The sequence below is a fragment of the Streptomyces marispadix genome (assembly GCF_022524345.1).
GTDB classification, from domain to species: Bacteria; Actinomycetota; Actinomycetes; order Streptomycetales; family Streptomycetaceae; genus Streptomyces; species Streptomyces marispadix.
This window is the reverse complement of the sequence record NZ_JAKWJU010000002.1, coordinates 1017626-1030185: the sequence shown is the minus strand read 5'-3', so window position 1 is coordinate 1030185 and position 12560 is coordinate 1017626. Positions and strand designations below refer to the sequence as shown.

Below are 12560 nucleotides of genomic sequence, written 5' to 3'. Positions count from 1 at the left end.
CAACTCCTCGACGATGTCAGGATGGTGAGTGGACCGTAGGTCTGAACCAAGCACCGGTCAAGCCTTAAGCCAAGACATGAGAAAAGTCGGCCCAGCCCACACGACCGGTCACACACCACGCCCGAACGGGCAACCGGCACCCGCGAGTTGAGCCACCCCTGCACCCCGCCGCAAGCGGCACCCCGCCCCGCAACCCCGGCACACGGCGCCCCGCCCGAACCCTCAGCCGCTACACAAGCCCCCGCACCCGCAGCGCACGCCGCAGATCATCCAGCCGGTCCACCAACTCCCGCCGCAACGCAGGCGTCAGACCCGCCCCCGCCACACACTCCAGCCCACGCCGCAACACCGTCTCCTCAACGACCGTACGAGGAAAGGCCGTACGCCCCAGAACCGACGCCACCGCAGCACCACGCCGCGCCGCCACCGGCACCACATCCGCGAAATACCGCTCCGCGAAACCACCGGCGGCCAGCAACTCCCCCTGCTCCGCCTGCCAGAACCCCTCCGCCGTCGCCCGCAGCAGATAGTTCGACAACCCGTCCGAGAAGAACATCGCCCCCCACGCCGCCTCCTTGCCCGCCGCATCAGGCAACGCAGCCCGGCACCGAGCCGCACCCTCCTCACCCGCCGCCCCCGGATCGGCGGCCAGCTCCCCGTCGATCTCCGCCTCACCCACCGCACCCAGCGCCGAAAGACGCAACAGCAGCCGCCACCGCAACTCCGCATCCAGCACCGGACCACCCGGCACCGAACCCGCCTCACGCCACGCCAGCAACTCCCCGGAATCCGAAGCACAGTCGATGAACCGGCGCACCGCCGTCAAACGCAGCCCCGCGACATCCACACCCGACCCCGGACCGGCCCCCGCCGCCCCCGTGCCCGACCCCGAAGCACAATCCGAACCCGCCAGCACCTCACCGCACACACCCGCCAGCAGCCCCAACGCCGCACCACGCCGCTCCACCGGCACAAAACAGTCCGCCACCGTCCCCCGCGCGAACGACAACACACCCTCCAGCACCGCCACCTCGGACTCCGCCGGAGCATGAACCCGCACCGCCTCCAGAAACTCCCCCGGCGCCAACTCCCCGTCCCGCACCATGTCCCGCACCGCGTTCCACACCACCGCACGCGACAACGCATCCGGAAGCCCCGACAACGCCCCCCGCACCGTCCCCCACGAAACCCCGTCCAACCGCACCTTCGCGTACGTCAGATCACCGTCGTTCACCAACAGCAGATCAGGACGCGGCCCCTCCGCCACCACGACCGACTCCGCCTCCTCCGCCCCCACATCACGCCCCAGCCGCTCCCGCAGCACCAGACGCCCCGGCTCCGCGGGCGCCACATCGTAGAGACCCAACTCCAGACGATGCGGACGGCTCCCCTCATGCCGCAGCGCCACCGACCACTGCCCATGACCCTCCGACACCGACGGGGAGAACCCGTCCACCCCCGTCGTACGCAGCCAGCGCTCCGCCCAGCCATGCACATCACGCCCCGACGCCTCCGCCAGTGAACCCACGAAATCCGTCAGCGACGCATTACCGAAACGGTGCCGCGTCAAATGCCTGTTGACCCCCGCGAGGAAATCCCGCTCACCCAGCCACGCCACCAACTGACGCAGCACCGACGCACCCTTCGCATAAGAGATCCCATCGAAATTCAGCAACGCCGAAGCAGTATCCGGCACAGAACCCGGCTCCGGAGCCACCGGATGAGTCGACGGCCGCTGATCCGCGTCATAACCCCACCCCTTACGCGCCACCGCGAAATCCGTCCACACCCCCGAGAAACGCGTCGCCTCACGCAGCGTCCGATACCCCATGTACTCCGCGAACGACTCGTTCAGCCAGATGTCGTCCCACCACCGCAGGGTCACCAGATCCCCGAACCACATATGGGCCATCTCATGAGCCACCGTCACACCACGCGTACGACGATCCAGACCCGTCACCGCCGAACGGAACACATACTCGTCCCGCAACGTCACCAGCCCCGGATTCTCCATCGCACCCGCATTGAACTCCGGCACGAAAGCCTGGTCGTACGAGTCGAACGGATACGGCTCGTCGAACAACTCGTGATAACGGTCGAAACAACGCCGCGTAACCTCCAGCAGCTCCTCCGCATCCGCATCCAGGAACTCCCCCAGAGAACGCCGCACATGAAGACCGAACGGCAACCCCGCATGCTCCGTACGCACCGAGTGATAGGGCCCCGCCACCACCGCCACCAGATACGTACTCAACCGCGGCGTCGGCGCACACACCCAACGGCCACCACTCCCCGGCACCCGCCGCGCCACACCGTTGCCCAGCACCGTCCAACCCTCCGGCGCCGTCACCCCCACCTCGAAGACCGCCTTCAAGTCAGGCTGGTCGAAACACGCGAACACCAGCGGCGCATCATCCAGAAAACACTGCGTGTACAGATACACCCGCCCGTCCGCCGGATCCGTGAACCGGTGCATCCCCTCACCGACCCGCGAAAACCCCATACGCGCCTCGACACGCAGCTCATGAACCCCCTCGGCCAGACCCCGCAGCCACAACCGGCCATCCGCGAAAGCCCCCTCCGTATCCAGCGCCACCCCGTCCAGCTCTGCCCCCAGCAACTCGACGGGCCGCACCTCGACGAACGAATCGGCCCCGCCGCGCCCCTCCTTCACGGAGAAACGCACCGTCGTCACCGACCCGAACACCTCCCCGCCGCACGTCAGATCGAGATCGATGACGTACCGCTCCACATCGAGAAGCCCGGCCCGCGTCTGCGCCTCATCGCGCGTCAGTGATCGCATACGTGCCATGCTCCCGTAGCCCGCCGACAGCCGCACCGGAGTAAGCGGGGAGCACGGGCTCAGTACTTGGGCCCGATATGCGCGTCCATGAGCGCGACGGAGGGGCGGCGGGCTATGGAGATGTTGTAAGGGTCGCTGCCACGTGCGAGCGTCCTCCACTCGACCCCGAGCCGGTCCAGGGTGTCGGTGAAGATCTTCCTGATGTCGTCCGACTTGTTGGTGAAGTAGTAGCGGGGGTATTCGTAGCGCTTGCGCTTCCCACCGACCATGCGGGTCGTCCAGTTGGTGAACCGGCAGCCGTCGGAGTGGATCAGTCCGCGCACCAGCTCCCATGGAAATCCGTCAGCGATCTCCTGCTGCCAGTCCGAGAGTTCGATGCGCCGTTGATGCTTCATTCCGGGACCGTGCTGAGGGAAGAGGCATGTCCAGTGCTTGCTGTACGACTTCACCTCCGTACAGCCGATTTTCGCCCGCCGCCCGGTGTTTGTACCGGTGAGCACCTTCCGCATCGTGTCTTCCGCGTCATCGATGAGGCCCGGCCAGCCGTCACAGCAGTAGATCGACAGGTGGTTCTGCTTGCCTTTCGCGACGATGTGGCCGTCACCGAGATATAGGCCGAGCAGGTAGGCGTACGCGGGGCGGTTGATCGGCAGACTCAGGCAGCGCGGGCAGTTGTGCGGGCGCTCGGCAACGACTACGCCCCGCGCCTTGCGGTCTTCGTGCAGCCACCAGCCGACAGTGCCGCGGGGCACGCCGAGCTTTTCCGCGACTTCCCGGTTGGTGACGCCGCTCCGCAGGAGAGCCAGGGCTTCGCTTCTCAGAGAGGGGTGGTGCTGTTCCATGCACAGAGCGTGCAGGATGTGTCGCTGTGCGATAAGGGAAAGCCTGATCGAGTCACTCGATTGGAGCAAAGAGGGTGCCGGGTGCGGGATTCGAACCCGCATGCCCTTTCGGACAGATGCTTTTGAGGCATCCGCGTATGCCGTTCCGCCAACCCGGCCGCAGTCGCCCTGGGAGTATACCGGGTGTGGGTGCTCGTGAGGTACTCGATACTCTCGTACCTCCCACCCGTGCGGAAACGAGGAGCCCAGTGAGCACCGCGGACATCCCCGAGCCCGAGAACTCCGGCGCCGACGCCTCCGGTGCCGAGGAGGCGAGCGCGCATGTGCCGCCGCTGACCACGCGAGTGGTGATCGCCGAGGACGAGGCGCTGATCCGCATGGATCTCAAGGAGATGCTGGAGGAGGAGGGCTACTCCGTCGTCGGCGAGGCCGGTGACGGGCGCAGCGCGGTGGAGTTGACGCGGGAGCACCGGCCGGATCTGTGCATCTTCGATGTGAAGATGCCGGTGCTGGACGGGATCTCGGCGGCGGAGAAGGTCGCCGAGGAGGGCATCGCGCCGGTGCTGATGCTGACGGCGTTCTCGCAGCGCGAGTTGGTGGAGCGTGCGCGGGACGCGGGTGCGATGGCGTATCTGGTGAAGCCGTTCAGCAAGAGCGATGTGGTGCCGGCGATCGAGATGGCGGTGTCGAGGTTCACGGAGCTGCGGGCGCTGGAGAAGGAGGTCGCGGATCTCTCCCAGCGGTTGGAGACGCGGAAGCTGGTGGACCGGGCGAAGAGTGTTCTTCAGACGCAGTACGGGCTTACGGAGCCTGCCGCGTTCCGGTGGATACAGAAGACGTCGATGGACCGGCGGTTGTCGATGCGGCAGGTCGCGGAGGCCGTGATCGCGGACGGCGAGGAGCGCAAGCAGCAGAAGCAGCAGAAGCAGCAGGGCCGGGAGCAGAGCGACCGGGATCAGCGGGGGCAGTGACCGGTCGGGCCGAGGTTGCGGTCTGAGGGAGCGCCCCGGGGCGGGTCTCCTGAGGGAGTGGCCCGAAGTCGCCGCTGTGGTGTGTCCCGCTGCCCCCTGCGCACCTGGTCCCTTGCGCTCCCCTGAGTGCGGGGCCTGCGCGGCAGATGTCGTCGAACGAATCTTGCGAGTGCCGAGGTGCGCTTACGCGTGCTGGGGCCGTCCGGAGTTCCGGGCGGCCCCAGCGGCGTTTGCGCGTCGGGCGTGCGGCAGGCGTTGCCGGGCGGCGTGTCAGTCCTCGCCGAGGTAGGCCTTGCGTACGGATTCGTCGTGCATGAGTTCCTCGCCGGTGCCGGAGAGGGCGATGGTGCCGATCTCCATGACGTGGCCGTGGTCGGCGAGGGAGAGGGCGGCCTGGGCGTTCTGTTCGACGAGGAGGATCGTCGTGCCCTGGGCCTTGAGTTCGGTGATGGTCTCCATGATCTTCTGCATCATGATCGGGGAGAGGCCCATGGAGGGCTCGTCGAGCATGAGCAGTTTGGGCTGGGACATCAGGGCGCGTCCCATGGCGAGCATCTGCTGTTCGCCTCCGGAGAGGGTGCCGGCGGCTTGGTTGCGGCGTTCTCCGAGGATGGGGAAGAGGGTGTAGGCGCGTTCGATGTCGCGTTGGATGCCTGCGGTGTCCTTGCGCAGGAATGCGCCGAGTTGGAGGTTCTCGGCGATGGTGAGGCGGGGGAAGATGCGGCGGCCTTCGGGGGAGTGTGCGAGTCCCCTGGCGACGATCTTGTGTGCGCCGAGGTCGTTGATCACTTCTCCGTCGAAGGTGATCTTTCCGGCGAGTGGTTTGAGCAGGCCGGAGAGGGTGCGCAGGGTGGTTGTCTTGCCGGCGCCGTTGGTGCCGATGAGGGTGACGACTTCGCCTGCGTCGACGGTGAAGGAGATGCCTTTGACGGCTTCGATCTTGCCGTAGGCGACGCGGAGGTCTTCGACTTCGAGGAGTGGCATCAGGACCGCTCTCCCTTCGGGTTCTCGCCGGACCCGGTTTCGGTGTCGTCCGCGGGGGTGCCGGTGGCCGCGTGTCCGGTGGCCTTTTCGGCTTCGCGGACTTCCGCTGCTTCGGCTTCGCCGGGTTCTCCTTCGAAGGGTGTGCCGAGGTAGGCGGCGATGACGCGTTCGTCGGCCTGGACGGTCTCGGGTGAGCCTTCGACGAGTTTCTCGCCTTGTACGAGGACGGAGACGCGGTCGCAGAGGTTGAAGATGAAGCGCATGTCGTGCTCGATGACGAGTACGGCTGTGCCTTGTTCCCGTATGGCGAGTACGAGGTCGCGGGTGGCGCTGGTCTCGCCTGCGGTCATGCCCGCGGTGGGTTCGTCGAGGAGCAGCAGGCCGGGTTCGCTGGCGAGTGCGCGGGCGATCTCCAGCTTGCGTTGTTCGCCGTAGGGGAGGTTGCGGGCGAGGTGTTCGCGTTTGGCGGCGAGGCCGGTGAACTCCAGTAGTTCCATGGCGCGTTCTTCGGAGGTGCGTTCGGCTTTGCGGAAGCCGGGGCCGCGCAGGAGTGCGGAGAGGAGTCCTTCTTTGGTGCGGGTGTGGCGGCCTACGAGGACGTTTTCGAGGACCGTCATGTTGGAGAAGAGGCGGATGTTCTGGAAGGTGCGGGCGATGCCTGCCTTGGTGACGAGGTGGGAGCGGTGCGGGAGCACTTTCCCTTTGTAGGCGACCTGTCCTTCGGTCGGTATGTACAGGCCGGTGAGGCAGTTGAAGAAGGTGGTCTTTCCGGCTCCGTTGGGGCCGATGAGGCCGACGATCTCGCCGCTGTCGACGTTGAGGTCGACGTTGCGCACGGCGGTGAGGCCGCCGAAGCGCATGGTGACTCCGGTGGCGCGCAGTACGTCGGTGCGGCCTGCGGGCGCGGTCTGCGGTGCGCCTGTGGTGGTCGTGGTGGTCATCGTCTACGCCTCCGTCTTGCTGAGGCCGGGGCCGCCGGTCGGTACGTCGAGCTGGCCGGTGTCGTGGAATTCGAGTTTCTTGCGGCGGTCGGCGAGGAGTCCTTCGGGGCGGTAGCGCATCAGGATGATCAACGCGAGGCCGAAGAGGAGGAGTTGGTAGTCGCCGATGAACTGGAGCTTGGCCGGGATGAGGTAGAGCAGTGAGGCGCCGACGAGGGGCCCGGAGACGGTTCCCATGCCGCCGAGGATGACGGCGGCGAGCAGGAACGCCGAGTTGGGCGGTACGACTTCGACGAACTGGTACTGCTCGGGTGTCACGGAGGAGGTGACGTGGGCCTGGACGGTGCCTGCCATGCCGGCGAGTGTGGCGCCGAGTGCGAAGGCGATGAGCTTGACGCGGAAGCCGTTGATGCCCATGGCGCGTGCGGCGGTCTCGTCCTCGCGTACGGCTACCCATGCGCGGCCGATGCGGGAGCGGTCGGCGCGGCGGAAGATCGTCACGATGATGATCGTGAAGAGGAGCATGAGCAGGTAGTAGTTGGCGAAGGGGCCGAGTTCGACGCCGAACACGGTGTGGTCCTCGCCGAGGTCGAAGCCGAGGATGACGAGGTCGGGGATGTTGGCGATGCCGTTGGCGCCGTTGGTGACGGAGGGCCCCGAGGAGCCGTCGAGGTTCTCCATGCCGATGCGGAAGATCTCGCCGAAGCCGAGGGTGACGATGGCGAGGTAGTCGCCGTGGAGGCGGAGTGTGGGTGCTCCGATGACGACGCCGAAGACGAGTGAGGCTCCGGCGCCGGTGAGGACGGCGGCCCAGAAGGGGAATTCGACGCCGAGTACGGAGGTGTCGGATCCGGAGACGAGTGCCGCGGCGTAGGCGCCGACGCCGAGGAAGGCCACGTATCCGAGGTCGAGGAGCCCGGCGAGGCCGACGACGACGTTGAGGCCGAGTGCGACGGTGGCGAAGATGAGGATGTTGGCGGCGACGGAGGTGTACTGGTCGCTGCTTTGGGTGAAGGGGAAGCACGCGGCGGCGACGAAGGCCGCGGTGAAGGTGATGTTGCGGTGCTTTCCGGTGAGCCGGGACAGGCGCTGGCTGAGTCCGGCGCGTGCGAGTGCGGTGGCGGCGAAGGCTACGAGGATGAGGTAGCCGATGAACAGTTCGCCGTACGGGGTGTCGATGCCGTAGGTGAAGACGAACAGTCCGAGGCCGAACGTGCCGGCGATGGTGAGGAGTTCGGCCCAGCCGGGGAGTTGTTTCGCGGGCGCGGCGGGTGCCGGCGCCTTGAGCGAGTGCCGTAGGCGCTGCCAGGGGCCGGGGTCGCGCAGTGCGGGGTCGGCGGGGTCGAAGGGTTCGTCGGCGCGGAGGCCGAGGGCGCCGATGACGGTGATGAGGCTGGTGGCTACGGCGACCCACATGCCGGGTTCGAAGTTGACGAGGCCGCCGAGTACGACGGCTATGGCTCCGGCGGTGAACCAGGCGACTCCGAGTGTGCCGAGGGCGAGGAGTACGACGGGTGCCGTCTTGCCTCCGGGTGTGAGCCAGCGCAGTCCGCGTACGCCGCTGCCGGAGAGCAGTACGGCGAGGGTGAGCAGCGAGCCGACGAGGGTGAGGGTCTGGAGGTCGACGGGCGAGCCGTAGTAGGTGAGGTCGCCTGGGAAGTCGGCGGTCCAGGTCCAGGCGAGCATGGTGCTCGCGAAGGTGCCTGCGGCGCCGGCGGCGGTGAGGATGCGTGCGGCCTTGGGCGGCAGGGGCAGGGTGCCGGGTGCGCCGGTGGGGTCGAGGGGCTGTGTGGGGGCGGCGGGTGCGGTGGCGCCGCTGTGGGTGTCGGTGGTTGCCATCGCTATCACGCCCTGTCCGCGATGCGTTCGCCGAGCAGGCCCTGTGGTCGTACGAGCAGCACGAGGATCAGCAGGACGAATGCCCATACGTTCTTCCAGGCGCCGCCGCCGAAGAGTTCCATGCCGGGGATGTGTTCGATGTATGCGGTGGCCAGTGATTCGGCGAGGCCGAGGACGACGCCGCCGACCATGGCTCCGTAGATGTTGCCGATGCCGCCGAGCACGGCTGCGGTGAAGGCCTTGAGGCCGAGGATGAAGCCGATCTTGAAGTCGATCTGGCCGTACTTGAGGCCGTAGGCGATGGCCGCGACTCCGCCGAAGGCGGCGCCGATGGCGAACGCGGTGACGATGATGCGGTCGGTGTTGATGCCCATCAGCTTGGCGGTGTCGGGGTCCTGCGAGGTGGCCTGCATGGCGCGGCCGGTGCGGGTCTTGGCGACGAAGAAGCCGAGGGCGATCATGCAGACGGGGGCTGCTATGAGGAGGAACAGTTCGCCGCGCTGGATGTTGGCGCCGAGGAGTTCGACGCTGTCGCCGCTGAACTGCGGGAAGGTGCGGGCCTTCTTGGCGTCGGGGTAGAAGCTCCAGATGAGCTGCTGGAGCATGATCGACAGGCCGATCGCGGTGATGAGCGGTGCGAGCCGGGGGGCGTTGCGCAGCGGCCGGTAGGCGAAGCGTTCCGCTCCGATGCCGACGAGTACGGACACTCCGACCGCCATGACGAGCATGACGGGCAGTGCGAGTGCGAGTGCGGTGCCCTGTGGGAGGAGCAGCCATGCGGTGAGGCCGCCGAAGGCCCCGAACATGACGATCTCGCCGTGGGCGAAGTTGATGAGCTGAACGATGCCGTAGACCATCGTGTATCCGATCGCGATGAGGCCGTACATCGCGCCGAGGATGAGTCCACTGGCCAGTTGCTGCGGCAGGTCGTTCACCGCGGGGCCTCCGAGTGGGTGTCTGTATACGGCCGCGCGGGGGCGCTGTTCGCGTCCCCGCGCGGCGTAGTGGTGGATGAACGGGGCGGTCGCCCGGTTCAGTTCTCTTCGAAGGTGCCGGTCTTGACGGGCTTGTGTTCGCCGTCCTTGACCTCGTACAGCGAGAGCTGCTTGTTGGTGGTGTCGCCGAACTCGTCGAAGCCGACCTTGCCGCTGACGCCGTCGAACTTGACGTCCTGCATGGCTTCGACGACCTGCTCGCGGGTGTCGTTCATGTCCTCGGGCAGCTTGCCGTCGTTCTTCTCGGCGACGGCCTTGACGGCCTGGATGATGGACCAGGTGGCGTCGTAGGCGTAGCCGCCGTATGCCTCGTAGGGCAGCTTGTAGCCGGCGGCCTCGTAGTTCTTGGTGAACTCCTTGGCGCTGTCGAGGGTTTCGAGGGGCGCGCCCACGGAGGAGGCGATGTCGCCCTCGGAGTTCTTCTTGGCGAGCTTGACGTACTCGGCGCTGAAGAGCGCGTCGCCGCCGACGACGGGGCCCTTGAGCCCGGCCTTCTTGGCCTGGTCGGCGAGGGGCGCGCCGGCGGGGTATTCGCCGCCGTAGTAGACGAAGTCGGGCTTGGCCTTGGCGACCTTGTTGGCGACCGCGGTGAAGTCCTTCTCCTTCGGGTCGACGTGGTCGGTGCCGACGACCTTGCCGCCGAGGTCTTCGAACTCCTCCTTGAAGGTGGCGGCGAGGCCCTTGCCGTAGGTCTTCTTGTCGTCGATGACGTAGACCTTCTTGAGCTTCTTCTCGTTGTACATGTACTGCGCGGCGTACGGGCCCTGGATGGCGTCCGTGGTGGAGGTGCGGAAGTACGTCTTGAAGGGCCGCTGCTTCTTGCCGGTGCGCCAGTCGGTGCCCTGCGTCAGTTCGGGCGCGGTGTTGGCGGGCGAGACCTCGACCATGCCGGCCTTGTCGAAGACCTTCTGCATGGACTGGCCGACGTTGGAGTTGAGCGGTCCTACGGCGCCGACAACCTTGTCGTCCGCGACGAGCTTGTTGGCGTTCTGCTGGCCGGAGGCCGGCTGTGCGGCGTCGTCGAGTGCCTGGAGTTTGAAGGTGACGCCGTCGACTTCCTGCTTCTTGTTGGCGGTCTTCACGGCGAGGTCGGCCGAGTTCTTGATGCCCTGGCCGAGTGCGGAGAGATCACCGGTGAGCGGTGCGTCGAGACCGATGGTCACGGTGGACTTGTCGCCACCCTTGCCGCCGCTGTCGTCCCCGCGTGAGCCGCAGGCCGACAGCGTGAGAGATCCCGCGGCGACCGCGGTGGTGATGATGAGCAATGAACGGTGGCGCACGATCAGTCCTTTCCCCTGGCGCGGCCTTCGGAGATGAGGGCCGTGTCGCGCGCCGGGCACCCTGAAGCGCGGCGGTTCAGGGGTTCGCACTGCACACCCGGCTGCGCGGTGACTGGCGGTGACTCTATGGCCGGGGGATCGCGGGGGGCAGAGGGGCAGGGCAAGGTGTGACGTTCTTGTTATTGAGACCGGCCCGAGGTGTGCCGACGCGGGACCGCGTGGCGGGATGCGCTGTGTGCCGTGCGTGTAGCGGACACATTTCAGGAGTGCGAATCAGCAGATCGTTCAGGGGGCGGGCTCGGCTGCGGAGTCGTCAGGGCCGCAGAGCGTCCGGAATGCGTGCGTGAGGGCGTCGGCGTAGCGCTCGCCGGGGATGACGCTCAGTTCCTGCCGTGCGCGGTCGTTACGAAGGGTCACGTTCAGGAAGGGTGAGCGGGCACGGAGCGGCGCTCGTTCACAGTTTGTGACTCTCGCCTTGAGTACGAGGGTTCTGGGGGACTCGGGGCGGACGGCCACGGGGGAGCTGCCGGCGAGGTCGAGGTCGACGGCTTCGTAGCCCTGGTCGACCTTGAGTACGGTCAGCGGCGCGCTGGACGCGGCGCGCAGTTCGACGGTGAAGGTGCGGCGTGCACGGTCGGAGACGGCGAGCCGGTCGAAGGTGATGCGTGCGGTCTGCGCGGGGTAGGGCAGGCGCCGTGCCGTGGCGGAGGGTTTGGTGGAGTCGGGCGGCGGCTGCGGCTGCCGGTCGGACTGCCACCAGGAGCCGGTGGCCTCGGGCCGGGTGAGCACGGTGTAGCCGCCGGCGGCCAGCAGCGCGAGGCAGAGCGCGGCTGCGGCGGCGCGCCGGCTGCGTACGGGCAGCCGGTACCACAGTTCGCCGGGGCCGAGGGCTTCGCGGCCGGAGGCGATCATGTCGTCGGCTGGTCCGTACGGTTCACGCGGGGCGTACGGTCCGGGCGGGCCCGGCCGGTGCGGGGGCATCGGCGGGCGGGGCACGGACAGCGAACGCTGCGGGACCGGGCGGGGTACGGGATACAGGGCCCGCGTCGGGTCTGCGCCCGGCCGTCCCATTCCGGCCGGCGGCTGGGGAGGGGCCTGTGGCGGCACCGGGGGAGGGGCCTGCGGCGGCATGTGCGGCCGGGCCCGGTAGGGCACTTGGGGCGGGAGAGGACCGGGCCTGCGCCCCGTTCCGGGGGGCCGTTGCGGCGACTGCGGTGGCAGCGGCTGCTGCCGGGGCGGCTGCCCCGGCTGCGGTACGTCGCGGCCCGCCCCGGGACCTCGGGGTCTTCGCGCGTCGTCCCCGCCGCGTCCCCGTCTCTCCCCCCGTCTGCGTCCTGTGCCTCCCATGTGGGGAAGCTAGCGGCCTTCCGGCGGGGTGGCCAGAGTCGCGGCATCGTCCGAGGCGGGGCCGCCGGCTGAGGGGGCCTCACGCAGCAGGCACGTCAGTCTGGCCGTGCACACGCGCCTGCCCTCGTCGTCGGTGATGACGGTCTCGTAGGTGGCCGTGGAACGCCCGCGGTGCACCGGTGTGGCCGTCCCGGTGATCAGCCCCGAGCGGATGCCGCGGTGGTGCGTGCAGTTGAGGTCGACGCCGACGGCCACCTTCCCGGGGCCGCCGTGCAGCATCGCGCCCACGGAGCCGAGGGTCTCGGCGAGCACGGCGGAGGCGCCGCCGTGCAGCAGCCCGTACGGCTGGGTGTTGCCCTCGACGGGGAGCGTGCCGGTGACCTTCCCGGGCGAGGCGTGGAGGATGCGCAGGTCCATGCGTTCGCCGAGGTGTCCCGCGGAGAACAGGGCGGGCAGGTCGAGGCCGAGCCCGGCCCACTCGTCGACGATCTCCTGCGGGAACGTGGTCTGGGTGTGCTCGCCCATGGGCAGCGCTCCGATCCGGTGCGGTCGATGTTC

General features: G+C 68.0%; 10 protein-coding genes and 1 tRNA gene. 1 reads left to right on the top strand and 10 read right to left on the bottom strand.

Annotation, left to right across the window (positions count from 1 at the left end; genetic code table 11):
- Window positions 1–229 precede the first annotated feature (229 nt).
- From pepN to MMA15_RS04480, 3 genes are all read right to left on the bottom strand, one after another.
- Entirely contained in the window at window positions 230–2803 is a 2574-nt protein-coding gene (gene pepN / locus MMA15_RS04490; protein ID WP_241057661.1) for an aminopeptidase N, read from the bottom strand.
- 59 nt (window positions 2804–2862) lie between these two features.
- A complete protein-coding gene (locus MMA15_RS04485; protein ID WP_241057660.1) occupies window positions 2863–3645 on the bottom strand; it encodes a helix-turn-helix domain-containing protein in 783 nt (260 codons plus the stop codon).
- 75 nt (window positions 3646–3720) lie between these two features.
- Window positions 3721–3803: transfer RNA gene (locus MMA15_RS04480), tRNA-Leu, on the bottom strand.
- Between the two features lie 90 nt (window positions 3804–3893).
- Here MMA15_RS04480 and MMA15_RS04475 point away from each other — a divergent pair.
- Entirely contained in the window at window positions 3894–4616 is a 723-nt protein-coding gene (locus tag MMA15_RS04475; protein WP_372498176.1) for an ANTAR domain-containing response regulator, read from the top strand.
- 270 nt (window positions 4617–4886) lie between these two features.
- On the opposite strand, the gene MMA15_RS04470 is transcribed toward MMA15_RS04475, so the two are convergent.
- The 7 genes from MMA15_RS04470 to MMA15_RS04440 all read right to left on the bottom strand — a co-directional run bounded on the left by MMA15_RS04470 (window position 4887) and on the right by MMA15_RS04440 (window position 12527).
- Window positions 4887–5603 carry an ABC transporter ATP-binding protein gene (locus MMA15_RS04470; RefSeq protein WP_241062982.1) on the bottom strand — a complete coding sequence of 239 codons (717 nt, stop codon included), beginning with the start codon at window positions 5601–5603 and terminating at the stop codon, window positions 4887–4889.
- Window positions 5600–6541: an ABC transporter ATP-binding protein gene (locus MMA15_RS04465; protein WP_241057659.1), complete on the bottom strand. Its 942-nt coding sequence runs from the start codon at window positions 6539–6541 to the stop codon at window positions 5600–5602. Before MMA15_RS04465 ends, MMA15_RS04470 begins: the two co-directional genes overlap by 4 nt.
- A 3-nt stretch (window positions 6542–6544) precedes the next feature.
- A complete protein-coding gene (locus MMA15_RS04460) occupies window positions 6545–8380 on the bottom strand; it encodes a branched-chain amino acid ABC transporter permease (RefSeq protein WP_241057657.1) in 1836 nt (611 codons plus the stop codon).
- Between the two features lie 5 nt (window positions 8381–8385).
- Window positions 8386–9315: a branched-chain amino acid ABC transporter permease gene (locus MMA15_RS04455; RefSeq protein WP_241057655.1), complete on the bottom strand. Its 930-nt coding sequence runs from the start codon at window positions 9313–9315 to the stop codon at window positions 8386–8388.
- Between the two features lie 98 nt (window positions 9316–9413).
- A complete protein-coding gene (locus MMA15_RS04450; protein ID WP_241057654.1) occupies window positions 9414–10655 on the bottom strand; it encodes a branched-chain amino acid ABC transporter substrate-binding protein in 1242 nt (413 codons plus the stop codon).
- Between the two features lie 285 nt (window positions 10656–10940).
- Complete coding sequence (locus MMA15_RS04445) at window positions 10941–11567, bottom strand: hypothetical protein (protein WP_241057653.1); 627 nt, start codon at window positions 11565–11567, stop codon at window positions 10941–10943.
- A 444-nt stretch (window positions 11568–12011) separates the two neighbouring features.
- Entirely contained in the window at window positions 12012–12527 is a 516-nt protein-coding gene (locus MMA15_RS04440; RefSeq protein WP_241057652.1) for a PaaI family thioesterase, read from the bottom strand.
- Window positions 12528–12560 lie beyond the last annotated feature (33 nt).